Annotated in this window: 8 protein-coding genes and 2 tRNA genes; 5 read left to right on the top strand and 5 right to left on the bottom strand. The window is 43.7% G+C overall.

Translation table 11 applies throughout. The features are described from left to right. Window position 1: 1 nt before the first annotated feature. Window positions 2-76: transfer RNA gene (locus K2Y18_00805), tRNA-Val, on the bottom strand. Window positions 77-211: 135 nt separating this feature from the next. Here K2Y18_00805 and K2Y18_00800 point away from each other — a divergent pair. From K2Y18_00800 to K2Y18_00780, 5 genes are all read left to right on the top strand, one after another. Beyond that, window positions 212-466: a hypothetical protein gene (locus K2Y18_00800; protein ID MBX9804274.1), complete on the top strand. Its 255-nt coding sequence runs from the start codon at window positions 212-214 to the stop codon at window positions 464-466. Between the two features lie 287 nt (window positions 467-753). Further along, the gene (locus K2Y18_00795) at window positions 754-1,734 is read left to right on the top strand and encodes an ABC transporter substrate-binding protein (protein ID MBX9804273.1); all 981 of its coding nucleotides are present in this window, start codon (window positions 754-756) and stop codon (window positions 1,732-1,734) included. 111 nt (window positions 1,735-1,845) lie between these two features. Continuing rightward, on the top strand, window positions 1,846-2,808 hold the full coding sequence (locus K2Y18_00790) for an ABC transporter substrate-binding protein (GenBank protein MBX9804272.1): 963 nt from the start codon (window positions 1,846-1,848) through the stop codon (window positions 2,806-2,808). After that, a complete protein-coding gene (locus K2Y18_00785; protein MBX9804271.1) occupies window positions 2,805-3,764 on the top strand; it encodes an ABC transporter substrate-binding protein in 960 nt (319 codons plus the stop codon). Before K2Y18_00790 ends, K2Y18_00785 begins: the two co-directional genes overlap by 4 nt. A 197-nt stretch (window positions 3,765-3,961) precedes the next feature. Then, window positions 3,962-5,986 (top strand): hypothetical protein, encoded by a 2,025-nt coding sequence (locus tag K2Y18_00780; protein MBX9804270.1) that lies wholly within the window; start codon window positions 3,962-3,964, stop codon window positions 5,984-5,986. 88 nt (window positions 5,987-6,074) lie between these two features. On the opposite strand, the gene K2Y18_00775 is transcribed toward K2Y18_00780, so the two are convergent. The 4 genes from K2Y18_00775 to K2Y18_00760 all read right to left on the bottom strand — a co-directional run bounded on the left by K2Y18_00775 (window position 6,075) and on the right by K2Y18_00760 (window position 22,668). Beyond that, the gene (locus K2Y18_00775) at window positions 6,075-9,557 is read right to left on the bottom strand and encodes an acyl-[ACP]--phospholipid O-acyltransferase (GenBank protein ID MBX9804269.1); all 3,483 of its coding nucleotides are present in this window, start codon (window positions 9,555-9,557) and stop codon (window positions 6,075-6,077) included. Between the two features lie 139 nt (window positions 9,558-9,696). Beyond that, window positions 9,697-20,142 (bottom strand): hypothetical protein, encoded by a 10,446-nt coding sequence (locus K2Y18_00770; protein ID MBX9804268.1) that lies wholly within the window; start codon window positions 20,140-20,142, stop codon window positions 9,697-9,699. A gap of 277 nt (window positions 20,143-20,419) precedes the next feature. Beyond that, on the bottom strand, window positions 20,420-22,354 hold the full coding sequence (locus tag K2Y18_00765) for a hypothetical protein (protein ID MBX9804267.1): 1,935 nt from the start codon (window positions 22,352-22,354) through the stop codon (window positions 20,420-20,422). A gap of 237 nt (window positions 22,355-22,591) precedes the next feature. After that, a tRNA-Met gene (locus tag K2Y18_00760) sits at window positions 22,592-22,668 on the bottom strand.

Below are 22,668 nucleotides of genomic sequence, written 5' to 3'. Positions count from 1 at the left end.
ATGGTGGTCGCAACAGGGATTGAACCTGTGACCCCTACGATGTCAACGTAGTGCTCTACCGCTGAGCTATGCGACCAATATCATAGGTTTTTACTATGACTTGATAGAAATAGCAAGATAGAACTGAGAATCTCTATTTTAATTAAAATTTATTACATGTTATTCTTAAACGGTGACCAGTTTAAATAAAACTATTAAGGAGTTAGTTTCTATGAAAAAATATGTGGCACCATTTTTAACAGTATTATTTTTTGGGAATTTATCAGTTTCTGCATTTGGAATAGATCAGAAGAAAACTGTTGAAGAAAAAATTGCTCAAGAAAAAAATAGAGGTAGTTCATTTGATGAAGCGGTATTCCGGGCAAAAGAACACCTCAAAATAAATCCAAATCTCACGGATCAAGAGCTTTTAGAACTTGGATGTACGAAGGATGGAATCAGAATAGCAAGACGCTCTATGAGATAAGACCATTAAGAAAAATTTGCCCAAGGTTCCTTGATGAAAGGAACCTGCTTTTTAATTTTAGCACTCAAATATATGAATCACTCTCTGGATGTGCGGGAATTTATAGAAAATTTTCCTTGACAAATTCCACATCCATCTCCACATAATGTGGTGTGTAAGTTTTATATCTATTAAGGATTTTTTGTGGAACAGTTCTTGCATCTTTATTACGGACGATGGCGCGCCTATCACCATTGGTGATCACTAGGTTTGTTATTGTTTTGTTTTAAAAATGTAGGAGAATGTTTATGAAAAATCTTAATTTCAAAAAAATTATTTATTGTGGTGTTGTTTCTGTTGGCATGATTTTGTCAAGCTTTGCAGCATCATCTGATACCAAACGTTTCACGGTTGCGATAACCCAAATTGTGCCGCATCCATCCCTTGATCTCATTCGAAAAGGCATTGAGGATGAGTTGAGGGAGCAGAATGTTGTGTGCGATATTTTGTTCGAAAATGCCCAAGGGAATATTGCGCTTGCGACCCAAATTGGTCAAAAATTCGCCAGTCAAAATCCAGATATTATCGTTCCCATTTCCACCCCTTCCGCACAGACGGTCTATGCAGCTGCAAGCCCGAAAGGAATCAAGGTCATTTTTGCGGCAGTGAACGACCCCGTTTCCTCAAAATTGGTTCCTAGTATGGATAGGGCAGGTAAAGGGGTAACGGGTGTTTCCGATATGCCACCGGTTGTACAGCAAGTTGCGCTGATTCAAGAAGTGCTGCCAAAGGCTCAAAAAATTGGGGTTGTCTACAATCCTGGAGAAAGCAACTCGGTTGCTACATTGGAGATTCTTGAAAAATTGTTAGCTCAAAAAGGGATGACTCTTGTGAGGGCCACTGCCGGAAATATGGTCGACGTAACGGCGGCGACTAAGTCGTTGGTTGGCAAAGTGGACGCGATTTATATTTCCAATGATAACACTGTCGTTGCGGCCCTAGAGGGTTTGCTCAAAGTGGCTAAAGAAAATGGAATGCCGATCTTCTGTGCGGATCCAGAGTCGGTAAAACAGGGATGCCTTGCGACTGTAACCCACAGCCAATATGGCTTGGGACGGCAAACAGGCACCATGGTGGCGCGTTATCTAAAAGGGACAGATATTCAATCCATTCCGGTTGAAACACCGAAAAATGTTGAGTTATCCGTCAATTTGGACACTGCCAAAGCGCTAAATATCACTTTCCCAGAAGCGGTATTGGCACGTGCACAACATGTTGTTAAGAAATAGAATTATTAACCTTAGGAGAGAAATTATGGATCACCATCATAGCTATTATTATTTAAATTATTTATGTGAAAATGAATCAGATATACGAATATTAAAATGGAGTACTTTATCATGGCCTTTAAAACGATTATAAAAACCGCGACTTGTTACCTCGTGTCAATGGCTGCTGCCTTTGGCGCAGTGCCTACTAACCCCCCTTCTGTGATGCCCACTTACAAAGTTGGCGTGATTCAGGTGATTGAACACCCTGCTTTGGATGAAACCTACAAGGGCATTCAAGATGAATTATCAAACCAAGGTTTTAAAGACAATCTTCAATTGAATTGGGATTCTGCTCAAGGAAATCCTGCTCTTGGATCTCAGATTGCTCAAAAGTGTATGGGGCAAAAGGTGGATCTAATAATCGCCATTGGAACCACGGTCGCTCAAGCAGCCTTAAGTGCTGCGAAGGGTACAACCCCTATAGTTTTTGCTTCAGTGACGGATCCCAAAGGCGCAAAGCTGGAGGGGAATATTACGGGTGTTTCTAACTTTGTTCCGGTGAAAGACCAATTTGAGATTGTCTTGAAATTGATGCCAACACTTAAGCGCATTGGGGTGATTTACAATCCTGGAGAAGCCAATTCCGCTAGTTTGTTAGCTCAAATGCAGATTGAAGCAAAAGGCAAAGGGCTGGAGGTCGTCGCCGCATCTGCTTCAAAAACAAGTGAGGTGCCAACAGCAGCTCAAGGACTTGCAGGTAAGGTTGATGCCATTTTCATTAATAATGATAACACAGCGTTGGCTGCGCTAAATGGGATTGGGCAGATTTGCGCAGAGAATAAAATCGCCTTATTTGCCAGCGACGGAGATCTTACCAAGAGTGGTGCCTTGGCTCTTCTTGGGGCGGATCAATATGAGATTGGGCGCCAGACAGGACGTATGGTAGCCAAAATTCTTCGTGGTGAAGCAAAGACCACGGATCTGAAGATTGAGTTCCCGGCAAAAGTTACTACACAATTGAATGAAAAGACTGCACAAACTTTGGGTATTACTATTCCAAAAGATATGAAACGAGGAGGTACTCAATCATGAAGCCCCTCCATTTACTCATTTTAGCTTTCTTCGGGGTGTGTCAGGGGGATGACACACCCAAACTTCCCCTGGTTGCCATTAGTCAAATTGTGGAGCATGACGCTTTGACGAAGGAGCGAGAAGGGATTATCGAGGCCTTGAAAGATGCTGGATTTGAAGACGGGAAAACCGTCACCATCGTGTATGAAAATGCCCAAGGTAATATGGCGACAGTCACTCAAATCGCCGTTGGTTTTGCAGGTCGTAAGCCAGATGTTGCGGTTGGCATTGCAACACCTTCTGCTCAGAGTTTGATTCAACCCATGGCAAAGATTGGGGTGCCCGTGGTCTTCGCGGCCGTGTCGGACCCTTTAGAGGCGAAGTTGGTCTCTACTTTAGATAAGCGCCCGGAGAATGTCACAGGCGTAAGCGATGGCCTAGCGCTAAAGCCACAGCTGGAGCTTATAAAGAAGCTACTTCCGAATGCGAAAACAATCGGAGTTCTTTATAATCCAGGCGAAACCAATTCCGCAAAGGCTGTATTATTATTGAAAGAACTGGCTCCAAAAATGGGGCTTTCTGTTGTGTTGGCGACAACCTCAAAAACCTCAGAGACCATTTCGGCAGCTTTAAGTTTGGTTGGAAAAGCAGACGCGATTTTCATTCCCAATGATAACACGGTGATGGCGTCCATCGCAGGGGTTGTAGGAATGGGCCGCACCCATAATCTGCCCGTATTTACCCCTGATTTGGATTCTGCTGAGCAGGGTATTTTGGCCGTCCGATCAGCGTCCCATAAAACGATGGGATATAAGGCGGGCCAAATGGTGGCTAAAATTTTGAAAGGCGAAAAAGCTGGTGATTTGCTGGTCGAAGTTGATCACAAAATGGATTTGGCTATCAATACCACGTCAGCTGAAAAGCTTGGGATATCCATTCCAGATGACTTGAAAAAAGAAGCAAAGTTTGTAAGCTGACAGGACTTGAACATTCGTCTGTTCTAACCCAAATAAACTGACCTCAGTTATTAATTCTTTTCCCCCCACCGTGCTTGGGGGGATAGAAATCAATTATTAGTTATAATTCTCTTGACAATAATTCAAAATATCACCATATACAATTTAACAATTTGTTAAAATCAACATAATTTTATATTTAAAAAAGGGAAATTATCGTGAAGTCTATGAAAAGAAATTTGACGTTATCATTAATTATGATGACGAGTCTTTGCTCAACGAGTTGGACTGTTGAAGATACTGAAATGAACACCTCTGGGGTTGTTTTAGCAGGTGTTGATATCAATCCTCAGAATATCGGTGACCTTCCTCTATCTTTATTGGAATTGCTTCGAATTGATGAAGCATTAAAGGCTGGGAATGAAGAAAACGCAATAAGATTGCAAGCGCATCAAAATAGTGATTTGGCAACGCAAATTCTTGGGGATCGTAAAAATGCTTTAGATGAGGAAGCGCGTAATGCTGTTGAAGCATTTCGGGCCTTTTGTCGTGAGCATAGTGATGGTTCCAATAGTGATCAAGCAATCGTAGAACATCAAGAATTATTTGTTCCTTTTGCGGATAAGCTTTTGACTGTGATGAAAGATGAATATCTGGTGGTACCAGAAAGCAATAAAGTAAATTTAGCAAAATTAATCGTAGAAGTCATGGAGACTCTTGAAGAGAAGCGGGTTTCACCGAATTGGCTTATGGATATGCATTTCCGTTTCTTAGCTCTTGAAGGCATAACAAAAACAGAGAAAGACCTTTTCAGCCACGTTCCGCATCATGAATATCTGGATGCTTTATTATCAAAAGACACACGAGGCAATGCCGTTGTCGTGGATCTCTATAAATGGGCAACCAGTCTTGCAAAGACTGATGAGTATTATTATACGTCGGGCCACAAGGAATCATATTTTCCAAATGTCTCTGATGAGGCATGGCATCTTATTTCTAAAGAAATCGTTAAACATTTGGCCGTTCCTTTTATTGTTCCTTCGTTAGGGGTTGACGTTTTTCCTATCCCCCATCTGCTCCAAAATTGGTTAGATGAGATTTATGACATTGGAATCCCGTTGAAAGAGGTGAAAGACGTTCATGGTGAACCGGAATCAAGTCGTTTGGGTTTTGCCTATCATGACTTATTTCATTTCAAGAATGATAAGCGCCGAGTGAGTTTATTGAATTATATTGGAAATATAGTGAATCAATACGTGGAAGCAGGTGGTTTTGCTGAAGATGTTATTCCAGATGTGGTTCGAATTGCAGTTAGAAAGTTCAAGTTGGTTATGGAAGCGCTAAAACTAGCCTACACACACATTAAAGATGATCCTAAAGCATTGGTTGGATTTTTCATGCCGGCCCATGAAGCAGGTGTTTTTGTTTCCTCTTACCAAGCGAATGTGTTTTCTGAGGATCTTTTTCAGATGCCAAATCCAGGTCTCGTAATCGATGCTTTGGTTAATAAAAGCATCGAATTTTATGAAAATGAAGAGGCTTGGGAAAATCCTGGTGATCCTTTGAAGACTCATCCAGTAGATGGTCAAAGTCCTTTAACGGCTAAAGAAATAACAAAGAAAGCGATTAAGAGATTGGCTGAAGACTCAACTCTTAACCTTCCTCAGACTATTTATCATGTCTATGATGAACAAGGTGCCTACAAGTATATTGCTGAAGAGCCCGCAGAAATAAACCAGCTTAACATTTCATGGCTTACGGAAAATACGCGATCCACAGTGACTCGGGGTGCTCAGTTTATAGATGTTGCGTTTAGGCTTCCAAATGCAACTCAGAAAATAATCACTTTTCCAACCCTTTTACGCAAATGGAAGAACATGAATGCTTCTCGACAACTTCTTGCTTTAGCTGGCATCAATCTCGACAGGCCTGAATTGAACGGGCAACCATTTGAAGTTCGCACACAAGCGATCGACTTTCTAGATTTGGTGTTGACGAACTTGACAGACACAATGAAGCATTTTGCCAGTCAAGCCAAATCTTCCTTTGGTGAGGGAGAAAAGTCTTATGCATCTGACTATGAAATCAGGTTTAAAGCTCTTGATGCGGAGCTTGAAAGTATCACAGGTATCGCCCCAGGAGCTGGTGTAATGCCTGTTTCTTCAGATGAGGATGATGTTTGTTCAGATTCAGAATGTGAAGAGTGTATAATAATAAACAAAAATATCCCAACCAAGGGCTAAAGACCTATCCTATCAAAATAAAAGTCGGCCCTCCATTTTGGAAGCCGACTTTTTTTATGATTCTTAGCTCATAGAGGAAATATGTATGTCACGTCCCTAGCTCATTTTGCATAAATTCATCAGCCACTGATTTTGCTGCTCGCAAATCCACCTTTCCAGTTGCAAGAAGGGGGATATGACTTGTGTGAAAAATCTTCCTGGGGAAGTTTAACTCGGTTAACCCTTTTTCTTTGAGGGCTATCGCAACATCATCGCGGGTCATATTTCCTGTTGTGAGGAGCACAAGTTGCTCTCCTTTGCGAGAGTCCGGAAAGGCGAAAAGAACATGCTGGTTGTCGGGCCAGATATGATTGACCCGATCCTCTATGGCTACAAGAGAAATCATCTCCGCACCAATTTTAGCAAACCGTTTGACGCGCCCTTGAATGGTCACAAACCCTTGTTCATCAATCTTGACAACATCGCCTGTGTCATACCACCCATCTTGGGGGCCAGCACCTATATCTCCTTGGGTCGGGTTAATGCGCCCCGTTTCACCATCTATATACCCCAGCATCACGTTAGGACCTTTGACAAAAAGTTCACCTCCCTCGGGTATGCCTTCCACAGGTTTGAGGTAAGGATGAATACCCGGAAGGAATCGTCCCACGGTGCTCATCTTGTTATGCATACGGGTATTCAAACACAGAGCGGGAGCTGTTTCGGTTGTCCCATAGGCTTCTAGAATTTGGATGCCGAATTTCTCAATCCACAAGGATCGCGTTTCTGGCTGGAGCTTTTCTGCGCCTGCAAATACATACCGCGTTGAGAAAAAATCGTAAGGATGGGCTAGACGCCCATACTTTTTCAAAAATGTATCTGTTGCAAAAAAGATGGTGGCGTTGATGTCGTAGGCGGTCGCCGGGATCATGCGATAATGTAAGGGAGAGGGATAATAGAAGGACCGGATGCCTTCAAGCAAGGGGACTAAAGTACCCCCAGTTAACCCGAAAGAATGGAACATGGGTAGGACGTTTAAGACCACGTCTTGAGGATTAAAATCAATGGTAGAGGTTACCTGAAAACGGTTGGCGTTGATGTTCAAATGACTTAACACAACAGCTTTGGGGGAGCCTTCTGATCCGGACGTGAACAAAATCACAGCTGGGTCTTCTGGTTTGCTGCGGACTCGACAGCGATGATAACGCCATTCAGGGAAATAAGAAGACACCAATCCGGCCAATTTTTCCATGAACGAAATTTCTTCTTTCATATCTTCAAGGTAGAGGATCTGATCCTTTTCCGATAATTTTTCTATGACATCTTCGAGCCTCGCCATTTCGACAAAACGACGGGACGTGATGATCCATCGCACTCGAGCCAAATCGCATGTATCTACCAACCCTTGTGTTCCGTGAGAAAAGTTGAGCATGGCAGGTACGCGGCCAATAGAATGAAGTCCCAGAAAGCTTATGAGAGCGGCAAGAGATGTTGGGAGTAAGATCCCCACGCGCTCTCCAGGCACAGTTTTGCCGGATAAGTAGTTTCCTAAAATAAAACTACGCATCAGAAGCTGGCGATAGGTTAGGGGGGTGCGTTGGATGTCTTCAACAATCTTTCGTCGCATCCCGTTGGTTTTTGCCGATTCAATAAAAGCACTGAATAGCGTTGTCTTGAAAGGAGATGTTTCAAACAACATACCCACCATAATGTCGTAAACTTTATTGCTCATAATCTTACGACGTTCTTTGCCCTTGAGATTGGGGTCAGCCGTGATGATTTGAGGAGGCAAAATGGTTAGGGTAATTTTAGGCAAGAGTTTTCGACGAACAACCCCATGTAAATGGGAGAAGAATGAGTACTGTGCCCCCTCAATACGAATGGGCAAAATCGTGGCACCGGCACGGTCCGCGACCATGCCTGGTCCGTCATAAATTTTCATCAGAGACCCGGTGACGGTGATACGCCCTTCAGGGAAGATGACGCACTTGCGGTCTTTGCGTAAAAATTCAATGAGGTGTTTGGTGGCCATAGGATTGGAGGGATCCAAGGGGAATAGGTTAATGCTTGGCTTCATGATTCGAATCCACCATTTATTAATGTAATAACTATAAATGGCAAAGTTGAGTCTGTCGGGTAGGAAAGCAAAGATCAGAACGCCGTCAAGAAAAGAGGTGTGATTTGCAATGATCAATGTGCGTTTGCCAGCGGCATGGAAGTTTTCAAGTCCTTTAACTTCAACACGAAACAAGAGCCTTAAGAGGCCTTGAAAGAAGAGTTGCAAAATGGATTCAGGGACCAAGTTTGAGATGCGTTTCATCACATAAAGATTTAGGACAGCAGTGATCAAAAAGATGTGTGTAATGGACACATTGAAAGAAATGAGGAGCATGCTCATTAAGGAAGACACAACCATGAAAAAGGAATTCATGATATTATTCGCAGCAATGGTGCGGGACCGAGATTTTGGGTTGGATTCGGTTTGCAGTAATGTATATAGCGGAACGGTATAAAGTCCTCCGCATACCGCAATCATCATCAAGTCAAAGATGATGCGCCAGTTGTTAAATACGTTATTGCTGTGGAATAAGAAGTAATTAATGCCAATATATTCCGGCTGCGTCAGGTCAACAAAGTTGCTGGCAATCACAAGGTCGAGAATGAACAAGGTCATTCCAAGTGCTCCCCATATGATGTGGCGAGCGTCAATCTTTCCTTTGCTCAAAGTGGCGCATAAATAGGAGCCGAGGCCGATCCCAACAGTAAACAGAATGAGAAAGAGAGAGGCGACGTTTTGGTTGGCGCCGATGACATCCTTTCCATAAACGGAGATTTGAGTTAAGAAAATACCCCCAACGACCCAGAACCAGGAAATGCCAATAATGGATAAAAATAATGTGCGACGGCGTGTGACGGATCGGATAATTTTCAAGCTTGTGGTGTATAGATTGGGATTTATTTTTAGGGTAGGATCCGCGGCAGGAGTGTGAATCAAGTACCAACTCGAAATCCATGCACCCAATGAGGATAAGAAAAGAATTGCGCTGACAGCATATTGCTCCCCCCCATCTGATAGAGAAACGGCAATACCCCCCACAATCGATCCGATGAGAATAGCAACAAAGGTGCTGCTTTCAATTAATGCGTTTCCATTGATCAGCTCTCCTCCCTTTAAGTAGAGGGGCAAAAGACTATATTTGAGAGGTCCAAAGAAAGCCGCTTGCGTCATGTTGAGAAAGAAAACCAGAATTAACAGCAGAAGCGAATGGCTAAAAAGCGCATAAACACCCAAAGCCATAACAAGCATTTCAATGCCCTTATAAAAGACAACGAGTCGGGATTTTTCACAGCGATCAGCCAATTGACCCGCAAGACTGGAAAATAGAAAGAAAGGCAAGACCACGATACCGCCCAGAAGAGTTACCATCAGATGCCGGTCATACCCTTGAGCGAGCGCTTCATGATAGGTAACAAGAAGGATAAGGGCGTTGCGGAAAACATTGTCCACGAAAGCACCCAGAAGCTGGGTCAAGAACAAAGGGGCAAAGCGTCGCTCCTTAAGGAGTGTGAAAAATCCACCATCGAGAGCCATAAAATTCTCCAGGCCATTCAGGGGGGCCATTTGCCGAAACTGTTTCGATAGTAAATAAAATCAAAGGGAACAGCAAGATGATTTGGGATGCGGGGGGCTTGAAAGAGACCAGGCTGTAATTGTTCACCATTGCAAGGTTTTAGGCATGAGCAACGATTTGGAGATTGGGCAAACCATCAAGAGTCGTATTGACATTGTGTAAAGTGATGGATCCCGTTACGGTTGTTCCTGAGACGAAAGAAATGATCGTGTCAACGGTGCTCTGAGTAGGGGCGCTAGGATGGTTTGTTATGTAATCACTTACGTGAGATACTGTTGGAGTTGTTACACCAGCATGTAATTCAGAAACACTTACAGAATTATCGCTCCCTTTCAGAGCGTCGAAAAGAGCTTGAGGCAGTGACAGGACTAAATTGTCGTTTGTGGTATCAAAATCGATAATATGATCAAAATTCTGGAAACCAGAAAAGTCATTATTTTGTCCGCCTGGTATATTGGGGATGGTAAAGGTAAACGTGTCAACAGCGGAGGTTCCTTCTCGAAGGGAGCCAATTTGCAAATGAGATCCCAAGGCTTCCAAATGAGGCGTTGGACCTGTATCCGACAAATCAACATTATGTAATACAATTTCTCCAGCAACGTTCCCTGTACCATTGAGGAATTGGAGATGAGAATCCACTATGGACGTCCCAAATTGTGGGGGTGTTTCAATAACCTTTATACGTCCATCAAGAGTGCCGGCCTCTAAGGCGGCAGCTGTTACGTTACCCGTGAGGTCTCCTGTAGAACTTAGAGCTGCAAACAGAGAGGTTGGCAGTGCAATTTGAATATTATCAGCGCTCGAATCGACCAAAGAGAAGTTTGCGCCTGTGATGTGATCGAAGTGGGTAAATCCAGCAAAACTTGTGGTCTCTGGGGGAACGAAGAAAGTATATGTATCAGAAAAATTTTCTCTTCCTTCTTGGATCGAGCCAAATTGAAGATGAGTGCTGATATCGCTTAAGTTAGTTATAGCGACATTGTGAAGGACAATTTCACCAGTCACATCCGATAATGATGGGGATGCTGCAGCCGTGAATTGAAGATGAGTGTCTAAGGGTACACCGTTGGATGCATTGAATTCAGCGGCCGTTTGAGAAAGATGAATATGTCCATACAAGGAAGGAATTGAGGATTGTAACGCCGTTAGTGAAATATCTCCTTGTAGTGTCCCGGTATTTGAAAAGTGAAAATAAGTTGAAGCGGGCATGATGAGTTGCAGGGTATCTTCAGATATATAGAAATTTGTAATGTGATTGAATTGCTTGAAATCTGTTAAATAAGCAGGGGCATTAATTGAGGGCTTCGGGAGCATAAATGAAAACGTATCAACACCCGCTGCTCCTACTTGAAAATACCCTGTTTGAAGTTGGGTGCCTAATGACCCCAAATCCGTGAGATTATAATTGTGTAAGGTGATGGATCCTGAAGGTACGCCGCTGGTGCTATCAACAAAACTCAAAACAGTGTCGGTTATAATGCCGTTCGCAGAGGCATATTGGGCAGCTTGGTGCGTAATACCAATACCCCCTCTTGAGGCTTGGGCAGCTAACAGGGTGCTATCAAGTGTTGTTCTCAGGCTGGCATCATTGGTTATAGTCACAAATAAGTCCTTGGGCAGCGTGAATTGTAGAGAGTTATAATGAAAGCCATTAATATGGTCAAATTGTGTAAAGGATGAAAATTGACCTCCAGGAACCCAAAAATTAAAAGTTAGGGGGTCACTTACTGCAACCGGATCTTCCTCGAGAAGGTAACCCACGTGTAGATTGGGACCAAGATCGCTAAGATTCAATAGGTTGATGTTGCTCAGCAAGATAGACCCGGAAACAATACCATTTGTGACAAATTGAAGAGTGAGGTCACCCCCCTGTACAACGGTGTTAATGCCTGTTAAAGGGTTCGATGTCAATTGATTAACTCCAACACTCCCTTGCAGTGATCTTCCGGAACCTGAGAGAAGTCCCTCGCTGCTCATGGTTTTATAAAGTTCCGGTGATAATATTATTTCTAAGTTATCCCTTATACCGGTTGTGCTGAAACCACTAATTTCAATGTTCCCATTAAATGAGCTGAAATCCGGGCCCGAATTGCTGGGGATTGTAAAGCTAAAGGTGTCTGCATTGGCCGTGCCAATAAGAGTCGTTGCAATCGTGAAATTATGCCATGGGGTTGGACCGGTGTATCCTGCAAGCAATATGGTTCCATGCTCTGATGATGGCCCCCCACCATTAAATTGATCAAAGTAAATTGTCGTTCCATAACCTGTCGAGCCTGGAAAAGGATTTATAACAGAACTTACATTATTTAATTGATGGAAAGAATCAGAGGTGATTGGTCCGTTCGAGATCAATTGGTTATATAATGTGGGGTTCAAATTGATGACGAATTTATCCATCAAGGGGTCAAAGTTATAAACAGTTAGGTTCCCTTGCATAATAGGGGTATTGATCGTCACTGTATTTGGATAAGTCCCTACTGTCTCGGTTGCGTACATTAAACTCAAGTGGATCGCATCTGACGCTTGTTTATGAACATCTAGGTAAAGTGTATTATTAGGCCAAATAATAGTGTTGTAAGAAGAAATGGCTCCACCAAAAGGACTTGAACCGGGTTGTAAAATATTATACGCCGTAGAGACATGGGAAGTGTTGTTGATGTAACGTGTAGAAACGTCAAGAGCATTCACCCAGAAAGGGGTCTGGGATAGATCATTAATCATTGGATAAAAAATTGTTCCGCTGGAACCGCCGATGGCGATACTATCCTGAAATGAGAATGTGTTATCACTAAATTGGGCATCGAGGAATACAGTAGCTGTACTGTAGCCCTGGGGAATGTCTGCCGGATTCGTAACGGGCACTCCCGATGTTGTATGGATTGCCAACCTATTGATACTGGAGTATATGGTGCTTGGATCGTTGCCAATAGTATCGTTTGGATTATTGTCCAAAATAGCAATGTTGGTTGAGGCAAAGTTAAAATTATTGTTTTTAACGAAAGCACTGGCATCATACTGACTTAAACCAAATCCTAGGACTGGATATATTGCCCCTATGTTTTGACCAGCGACCAAGTTAAATTCCATTGAATCCAAAATCCCATAGAGGGTCCCGGTACCGTACATGACTTGAGTTCCGAAGGATACGGTATTTGTGTTTATATTTTGACCAAAGTAAATGTCGTTAAATTGATAAATAGCAGCGTCAGTTGCAAAAGAATTGTTATTGTTGTTTATGGTGACAGTCTGGTCATGAACTTTGCTTTCAACATCGAGGACAAATGACTGTGCGATACCATAGGATGTTCCATTTATGTAAGTGGCATTTTGTCCAAATTCCAATGTGCCCTGGACTCTCAAAGGAATTGAACTCGTGCCAGGAGTCACAGGGTCGTTAAAAATATTAAAGTTAATGGTTTTGAAGTCCCCATAGGCAACCGTACCTGCGTTTGAGTTGGTAAGGATGTTCCCGCCGAAGTGGTTGCTCCCATTATAGCCATAATTGTTGAATTGATTTATTGGTGCAATGGTAAAGGTTTCACCATTTCCATACATGATCTCACCTGCATGCTCGCCTGGAAGATAGGATGGACGAATCATATCCCCGCTAAACTTATATGTCCCGGACGCATTGTCATGAGGGTCGGTGCGGACAACACCACCACCGATGTGGCCTTGGGTGGTATCATCATCAAACAAACCGACCATGAGGGTAATGGTGGGGGTGTTGCCACTAAAGTGAGGATCATGAGCTTGCACGGTTATTGGGCTTAAATTTGGGGTGAATAGTATAGGAGTGTTGCCAAAAAAATTAGTTGTTATCAGGGGAGCAACACTTATGGAACCCCAAGGAGAGAATTCTACGATTCCTTGGAAGGGATTATGAGTGTCGTGACTTGTAAAAGCGTTGACCCGGAATGCTATTGGCAATGAGTCGAGCGTGAGTTGGACATTGTCATTAAAAGTATCCCTAACAATGTATGTTGCTCCTTGGTTTCCGATGTCTACATGATCAAAGTAATTATCTAATATATTTCCATATTTATGGACTTGAAGTGTGCCCAAAGAGTTAGAAAATACATCTTGGATCCCACCCGTTGTTGTCAATATAAGGGGTATAATGGATGAAATTTTTGCAGTAACAGGTTCTGGCGTATAGGCAAGCTCATACTTGATAAATGTGGGAACAACGGAAGTATTTGTTAAAAGTACTGAGCCGTTGGCAAAGCCTATACGTAGATTGCTGCCTTCTTGAGTCAGATGAGTAAATTCTCGCCTCGCATCGTATATGTGGTCTGAGGAGTCAACAACTCGGTCAAATGGGTTTCCTGAAAAATAAATATTTTTATCATAGGAATCAAGAGCCTTGTAGAGCTCTGGAGCGAGTTTAAATGTTATGGCCTCTCGACCAGCTCCGATAAGCTCATAGTTGTTTATGGTTGCATTCCCCTCCATGACAGCGTGTGTGCCTCCCAGCGAGAGGAGTGAAAAGGTAAGGGTATCTGATCCCGCACCAGTATTAAAGGTATCATTCCCCCAAGTGATTTGATTATTGTAGATATCATTGACAACAACATGACCATCCGCTGATGTACTCGTTGTTACGCGATGTAAGATAAAGGCGGTTTGAGAGAGATCTGCAATGTCCCCGAAGAAGCTTGTAGCGCCGCCTCCGGAGGTTAAGGTGCTGTCCTTGAAGGTGAGTTGATTGCCGGAGATTTCACTTGTTCCCGCATGGGTGTAGGCACTCGATTCCTTATTGGTTATGACTAGCGTTCCGAGGCTTGCATAGAGATTGGTTGGCCCTGTGCCACCGATTGCTGAATTTGGGCCGAAGTTAAAGATATTGTTCTTAATTAAGCCATTTCCAACGGGGTTAGATGAAGGGAAGGTGGGGTCGATAATTTGTAAACTAAGGTCTTTTAAGTTACCGTAGATAGTGCCTGATGAAAGCATTGTGAGTGTGTTTGGTCCAAATGAGAAAATATTTCCTTGAATGGTAGCATCAATGGGTCCCGTTGAGCTCAAGCCACCAGAAACCATGAGATTTATGGCTTGAACTGCTCCATAAATCGTCCCAGATCCAGAAGTTATATGGCTGCCTCCAAAGGTGAATACATTATCGTTAATACTTGGTGTTCCGAAACGAGGATCGATAAGTTCTAAGTTAAGGTATTTGGTGTCTCCATAGGAGGTGCTTGGGGCCGCATGATCATTATGGATGGTATTGACACCAAATGTAAAAGTATTGGCCGTTATGTCTGCATCATTGTTTCCTAATGAATTTGCGCCACCCATAATCTTTAAAATGATCGTTTCATCACTTCCATAGACCGTACTTGCGCCTGTTGTTGTGATGGTGTTTCCATCAAACGTAAACGCATTTCCCTGAATGTTGGTACTTGTTGAGCTCATCAAGTTAGTATCAGCAAAAATCGTAAGAGCTATGGTTTGAGTGTTTCCCCACATTGTGCCGGATCCCCAAATATTATTGGATCCAAAGTTCAGGGTGTTGGTATTAATATTCGCTTCGGCAGTGGCAGAGGTTGCTAATAGTGCTGCAATTAAGCTGATGGTTTGGGTATTTCCCCAAACACCTCCTCCGAGTGAGGCGTTGATGTTAAATAGGTTGGAACTAAAATTGATTGTTTGCCCATTTAATCCAAGTCCCGCGGCCGTTCCACTATTCGTAAATATGACATTTCTGACATTACCGATAGCCGTATGTCCGCCTGCTGCACTGACGTCATAGATCAGTTTTGATGCAAACGTGATCGGGGTTGTGGGGTTCGTTGGATTGGAAGTTGAGTTGAAAACAATATCATCTCCACCCCCAATAATTGTATTTCCTGGAGTGCTTGTCTCGTATGCTTCTACTTCTTCAACGGTTCCCTGAACGAGAGCGCTCGGATCATGGTCAATAGAATCATCAGTGTCATTTATCGCAAAAATATGAAAGTTTTCCGGGATGGTTACAATTGTTATTCCGTCCGATATTTTGACTTGCATAAAGAATTCTAAGGGTCCGGCTACATTAAAGTCTAAGGTGCCGCTTGACGTAAAGGTAACACCTGGGGCAACGGTGTAGGTATTTTGACCAAAAGAATCAGTCGTGAAAGGAACATTGTCGACGACATAACGAATTGAGCTTGGTTCTGCGTGAATGAAACTGGAGAATGCGTCCGCAAGAACAGTGTTGGCAAAGACGTGACCAAAAGCCGGCGCAGGATCAACAAGGAGGGGGGCTGTATAAGCTGTGCCGACGCTTTGAATCTCAAGACTCATGCCGAATGCGGTAGATAAGCCCAAAATAGGGTTTAAATTGGCGCCGCTTAATGTAATGCTTCCAAGGCCAAAGAAACCTAAAACCACACCAGCAATTCCGCCAGCATCATTGTTGTAATAACCGAAGTTTGTTTTTGGGGCGAGCAAACTTTTTAATGTGTCTTGCGTATCTGTTGCTTGCATTCCTAAGGAACGAAATAGATTAGATTCAAGATTCAAGACGATTTTATCCCGAGCAATGTCAAAATTGGTAATGACATCATTACCTTGCATGATTGGATTGCCGTTTAGGTCTTGGGCAATCGTGAAGTGATAAGTGTTTGCACCGACCCCTCCGGTATAGGTATCGTTGCCCCAAGTGATCGTATTCCCGTTTCTATCTGTCATGGTGATATGGCCAGTGTCCGTGACCGTAACACCGGTTGCGAAGCCGCTGTAGAGTGTTGGGTTGACAGCGAAGCCGAAAGGATCCCCAAAGGAACTTAAATCTCCTTTGAAGACTGTCTTGCCTTGTCCGCCCACGAGCGTCGCATCCCCGAAGACAAAACTGTTACCCGAAAAATTTGCGGAAGCATCGATCGTTAACGTTGGTGTGATCACCTTAGGGGGAACATAGCGTGTATTGATTTCAAGCTTATCAACATGACCATAAAGGGTCGTTTCTTGGGTCGCTGTATCTCCATAAACGTGTAAGTTAGTTGGAGCAAATGTAAATTGATTATTTTCAACATCTGCGGAAACATCAAGCGATCCTGAAACTGCTAACCTCTTAGGTTGGCGCGTGAATGAATCATTTATACCGCCATTTACATCGATGTTAATCGATTCCATATCGCCGTAGAGCTTTCCATTTCCGTACAACGTTTGTGAAGCAAAGCTCAGTTGGTTCTGGATGAATTGGGCGGAATTATCGATATCGGGATGTGCAAATGCAAGTGACAAATGGATTGTCTCATCGGATGCGCTTGAGACAGTGATGTTGAGGGATTTCGTAACCCCATATCCCTCACCGACGACATAAATGGCATTGGGATCTGTGGTCCAGGACATGTTTTGAATGATTCCAGGAGCGCCAGGGGAGTTCTGACTGATAAAATTTCCACCATCGACGGTGAAATTGAGGGCCAGATAATCTCCATAGGCTTTGGCGCCGCCAGCAGTATCAACGATAAGGTTGCTGGCACCTAAAGTGATTGGTGAAGTCCCTGTTAAGGTTGTTCCTGGAGCAGAAACGGCGAAAGTGTCAAAGCTCTGGGAGTCGTCGTTAAGAGTGTTTCCTCTATTTCCAACAAGAGTTGAGTTTAAATGGCCAGTGAGAATCGTTGGTGTGGTATTAGAAGCAACAAACGTAGAATCGGCATCTACGTCTAGCATGATTGCATCCAAAAATCCAAAAAGAAGAGGGGCGCTTGTTGAGGTGTCTGTCACAAGTGTTGTAGGATTCTCGGTTGAAGCTGTAATGGTAAGGGGAACGAGATAGGGGGTGCTTGTAGAGACAGTGATCGTTCCATATTCGTTTATCGAAACACCATCTGGAAGGTTTGGAATGGGGTCATATTTTGCAAAAAGAGAATAGCTAAAAAATTTATCGATTTCATTAAAATAGGGACGATCAAAGTTACCTGGTCCTTGCCCATAAATATAAGGTTCGGTAAGGCTTGCTAGCGGGGCTCCAATTTCAGCTGGTGTTAAGGCTACAACAGGCAAATAAGTGAGGTTAACCTCCGTTGTCAGGTGTTGTATGGCATCATTGCTATTTATGGAAATGCCTACTAAACTTAAGGTTCCTCCTCCTGAAAAAGAAATCGTCGTTCCATTAATAGTCTGGTCTGGATAGTTTTGAACCAGGAAGGTGCGAAATAAAGGGTCAATCGTTTCAAGACTAGCTAAGTTTAATGGGTGAAAGGATAGAACACCTGAATCTTCTAAATCTTGTTTGGAAATAGTCTTGTCATGATCCATGTCCAAGGACTTAAAGAGCGCTGGGGTGATTTGAAAATCGAGGGTATCATTTGTTGTATCAAAGTCAGTAATCAGGGCATGCCCTTGCATAATAGGTTGCTGGCTTATGTCTCCCAAGAGCGTGAAATGATAGGTATTAATATTAGTAGCATTATCGACAGCGGATTGGTTCGCGTCCTTCCCTCCAACATAAATATTGTTGCCCCAAGTGATACTGATGCCTTCTGCTGTCGTAATGGTTAAAGGATTGCTATCAGGGGTGACAGTGACGCCGGTAATAAGTCCGTGGTATCCAGGTTGATTTGCATCCCCTAAATTCTGGATGTCACCGTAGAATATGTCGGGTCCTAAGTTTCCATGGAGGATGCTGCCCTTAAAGATAAGATTGGCGTTATGAAGGGGTTCCGTCATATTCAATGTTTGAATGTGGGGGTATAGAGTGCTGCCTACACTCTTGTCAACATATACTAAATTTCCTTGGAAATTGAGTGTTGGTCCCCCATCACCTGTGCCTAGAATATTTAACGTTTTAACATCACCGTAATTGATCCCGAAACCGGCCAAAGTATTGCCGCCCATATTTACGATTGTTGTTCCTGTGACGGGTGTGCTTGTTGGATAAGAAGTATTGGGTACGACTGGGCTGGCCGTTAGGGTTAAGGCTTCTCCGCTTCCATATTTTGTTCCATAAACATCGAGAACATTTCCTCCAAAGGTAATGTTAAAAGGTGATGGATCCTGAATATAAGCAACATCAAAATTACCATATATGGGTAAGGTTGGCATCGTAGCTGCAGAAGTACCGATGTGTTCAGTTACGATGTTGCTTGGGAAAACATAAGTCGTTGATGGCATTCGATATAAAGTGTGAACGCCGTTTCCTAAACCAGTATAAGAATATAGTCCATCTATGACGGAACCTCCAATAGGAGAACCATTACTGTCATAAATAGGCTCAAATGTGTGTTGGATGAGGATTTTTGACCCTGAACCGATAACGGTTGTTGGTGTCGTTGGGGAGAATAAAGAGCCTGTGGTTACCAGCGTTGCATTGGGTGAGGTATCAAGAAGACCAAACATCGTATTTGGATATGCAGGTGCGCTTGATAGGGACGTGACGGGGACTTGGGGCCCGCCCTCAATGCGAAACGTTAATTCATTTGCAGCAGTTCCCCCAACGGGAGTTGCTTTCACCAAAATAGATATGGGGGCTGTTAAGCCGAAAGCAATAACATCTCCTGTAGGGGTAATCGTTAATCCTGTTGGGGTCGCTCCGACAAGTACAGGGGGTGTTCCGTCAAATTCTGGAGAGCTTATATTAACATGATGATGTCCTAAGGCGTTGAGATCGGAAAAATTGGCCGTAATAGCCTTTAGATAATTTGGGTCTGATTGTGTACTAATGCCCGATAAATCAAGGATTGGGCCCACAATTTTATAGGTATACTCTGACCCATGACTTAACCCTAAACCAGTAAAGTAACTTGAAACCACCCCGGTGTAAGGGTTAGGGCTATTGGAAAAGGCAAATTGTAACCCGGGGGGTAAAAACGCGCCACTTGAGTTAAAACTTTGGATATAACTGAAACCACCTAAGTTTGTATTAAATACCGTCAAAGTAGCTGCTTTGCCTTGCTCAGCGGTACCTTCTCCTGCTTGAGCGCTAAGGCCTGAGAATAGGTTTCTTAAACTGTCTTCTACACTGGCTTTGCTATGACTGCTTGACGTCCCTCCCTCAAGAACGAACTGTTTGCTGGAAGTTTCTGAAACCATCTCAACAGTTCCGCCAAGAACGACTTTTTGGGCTTCTTTTCCGTCACCAAGGAGACTGCCTTTTGTAACTTGGACGTCGGAGCGTAAATTCAGGTTATTGGATTGATTGGAAAGGGTGCGAAGACCTCCAACATCTGCACGGACTAAGTTTGATGAGGATGCAAATAAGGCAAGTAAGCTGCCGAAGTTACCAATGCCGCCCCCACTGCTAAATTGAACGGTGGTTTGACCGGTTTGCAAGCTTTGGCCCTGTCCTGGACCGGAACCCCCAGATTTCCCCCCTTTTTCACCGCCACCGCGCTTGCCCGTTTCCTGTTCGCTCTCGGTACCTCTCGCTGATTTACTCTCTTTTCCCTCGAGGGCGTCCTGTTTTTTACGGCGGCTTTTTTGCGTTTTAGGGGATTCCTTTTTGTTGGCTCTGGGTTGAGGTTTTTCATCACCCTTTATTTTGGATTTCTCCTCAGGTGCGTTTATCATCTCATTTTTCTGGATGATTTCTTTAATGTCTTTATCAGACCCAGCCATAGGAAACTCCCCCTTCCCAGACAAGAATACATACCTATACTAAATTAGGTACTATCCTATAATGTAATATAGGTTTATTTTGTTTGGTAACAAGGGGTTTGAGGTGTATTTATGGTGTTTTATCCTAATAAAAAATTAAGGAAATAGTTTGGTATATAAAGAAATATTTAAGGAGTTATTGATCTGACAGTAAAAGGGTTGGTATCCAGGGGTTCCCGGTTTGCTTGTAACCGAGAACCCCTGGATAAGCTTTGTTCACCAGAGTCTTATCCAGAGCTTAACTCGTGGAGTAGCTACTCAAAATAGTCTTCCATCCCCCAAATAGACTGGTCATAAGAGCAAATGGGAGGGAATATATGCCCGGTAACCCCAGGGAGCTTGATGTAGAGCTCACAGGCGTTGTTGTCGGTATGCCTCCTGCGGGGGTTGTTGTGGGTGATCCTCCAGCAAGTGTTGTCGTTGGTGAGCCCGTTCCACCTGGAGGCGTGGTCGTTGGCGCTGTAGGTTGGCTAGTGGTTGTTACCCCCGTTGTGCCGCCTAGGATGTTAACATTACGGGCACGCTGAGCATTTGCTGTTGTAGCGTCTGGGCCAAACCATAAGGTCATGGCATTGTAATTGCCTGCGGTCCCGCCAGCGTAGCTAAGACAAAATGGGTCACCAGGTTGGTTTATTGGAACTCCTGTAAGTGTACTTTGAGATGTTCCTGCTGCATCTAAAGCAAAAGTGCCTATCTTAAAACCAGCGGCAGTTTGCAACCCGATAACGGCATTGCCGTCTGGTCCCTGGAATCCATCTGGATTCGATACTTGTCCCGAAGTGCCCGGTAGAATATAGCTGTTCCCCAGAGGGGCGCCATTCCCATCAAGAGGTTGGCCTATGATTTGAGAGCTTCCTTTCTGCCATAACAGAAGATTTGGCCCAGCAAAACGGGCATTTTGTTGTTGAGTGGTGCTCGTTGAAATAACTTGGGGCGCTGTAATGGCGGTTCCTGTTATTGTATTAATAGAGCCGGCGCGAATTTCCCAATTGCCCCCTGAACCTCCTTGCCAGGCAGCGTTAATAACAGGCGTGCTCGGAGATCCTGTGCCCACAACGCACGGATTTCCTTGAATTACAGTTGGTTGCAAGCTGATAACTTGCGGGTTTGTGTATTGGGGCACACCATTCTTGTAAGTTTGCAGATAGATCTTATCACCACCAAGATAACCACCCCATATAGCGGCTAAATTTCCGTCCGGTGTAGCTGTACAATCCGCACTGTTTACACTGATGTAGGCATTTGCATCTGTATTGGAAGCTGCGCTGATTACCGTACCATTTGGAAAAAAAGAAGTAACTTTCATATGTGTATTTGTTGCATCTGGAAAAATGGCGAGGCAAGAACCATTAGTGTTCGTCACACAGCAAACACGCGGTGTTACTGTGGCACTCATGGCGGCGAGACTATGGGTATTTTTAACACCAGATGCGCTTGAAGAAAGGGTATATCCGACGACAAAGTTACTGGAATCCTTCATTACGGCATAAGTAACACCGGGTGTGGATGTGCTGGTCATGGAGCAAACACCTGTTCCGGAGCCACCAACATACTGCGTTCCAAGGTTTATGGTCTCAAGAGCTCTGGCAGCTGGCGCTTCCGCAATAATATACGCGGCCAATAATATTAAGCCCACTTTCCCTGCTTTATCCACCGTTGATTTAGAACCTATAGACTTGGCAAGAGAGAGAAAGACTTGACTATTTATAATGCCTTGAGCAACATCAACAGCTAGCGGAATATAGAATGAATCCGTACCCCCATAAACGGCGCTGAGAAGAGAAAGGCCAACCTTTAGACTATTGTCACCTACATTTTCTGTGGCCGCAGTGCTCAGAGCGTTTGCAACATTTGAAGCAACACCACCGACACCATGTTCACTGACGGCTTCAATAAAGGGAGAAAGCAAGGTCCTGACGAATAGAGAAAGATGTGTTAACAAACTTGGATCTTTCGGACTGTTGCACCCGTAAGCGTTTGGGCTAGCAGTTTGCGTCATTGTCGGGGAGGCTTTTTGTTCCGCCCCTGGCAAAGGAACTTCCATAATCATGGTTTGAGACCCGGAGGAATAGTTGTTTTGGCGCATTTTATCCAGCCCAAGCCCTGCATGAGAAGAGAAGAGCGTTATGAATAAAGATGAAATGAGTAATGGTCTCAGGGTGGAAATTGTCATTGCAGCCTCCTATTTTATTTCAGTTTTGTACCTCAAGCTCATACAAGTTCTTTGATAAGATGATTAGCAAAGAGTGAGTTTTCAGAGGGGATCATACAACTTGAGGGGAGGGAAGGAAAGCCTAAAATTCTTGAAAAATTAATGTTAAATTCTTCTTGGTCAGAACGAATCGAATATATGAGAGACGAACAATTGAGGAAAAATCTTTGTTTGGATAGAGAATGAAATCAGGAGGGATGGTGGGCCCGGTAGGACTCGAACCTACGACAACACCGTTATGAGCGGTGCGTTCTAACCAACTGAACTACAGGCCC

This window comes from Alphaproteobacteria bacterium (assembly GCA_019746225.1).
Classification (GTDB): domain Bacteria; phylum Pseudomonadota; class Alphaproteobacteria; order Paracaedibacterales; family VGCI01; genus VGCI01.
The sequence above is the reverse complement of the archived record's forward strand: the minus strand, read 5'-3'. Positions and strand labels throughout refer to the sequence as shown.

Excerpts from the sequence above, each read along its gene's own strand:
- K2Y18_00800 (MBX9804274.1), top strand. The coding sequence starts at position 212 with ATGAAAAAATATGTGGCACCATTTTTAACAGTATTATTTTTTGGGAAT.
- K2Y18_00795 (MBX9804273.1), top strand. The coding sequence starts at position 754 with ATGAAAAATCTTAATTTCAAAAAAATTATTTATTGTGGTGTTGTTTCT.
- K2Y18_00790 (MBX9804272.1), top strand. The coding sequence starts at position 1,846 with ATGGCCTTTAAAACGATTATAAAAACCGCGACTTGTTACCTCGTGTCA.
- K2Y18_00785 (MBX9804271.1), top strand. The coding sequence starts at position 2,805 with ATGAAGCCCCTCCATTTACTCATTTTAGCTTTCTTCGGGGTGTGTCAG.
- K2Y18_00775 (MBX9804269.1), bottom strand. The coding sequence starts at position 9,557 with ATGGCTCTCGATGGTGGATTTTTCACACTCCTTAAGGAGCGACGCTTT.
- K2Y18_00770 (MBX9804268.1), bottom strand. The coding sequence starts at position 20,142 with ATGGCTGGGTCTGATAAAGACATTAAAGAAATCATCCAGAAAAATGAG.
- K2Y18_00765 (MBX9804267.1), bottom strand. The coding sequence starts at position 22,354 with ATGACAATTTCCACCCTGAGACCATTACTCATTTCATCTTTATTCATA.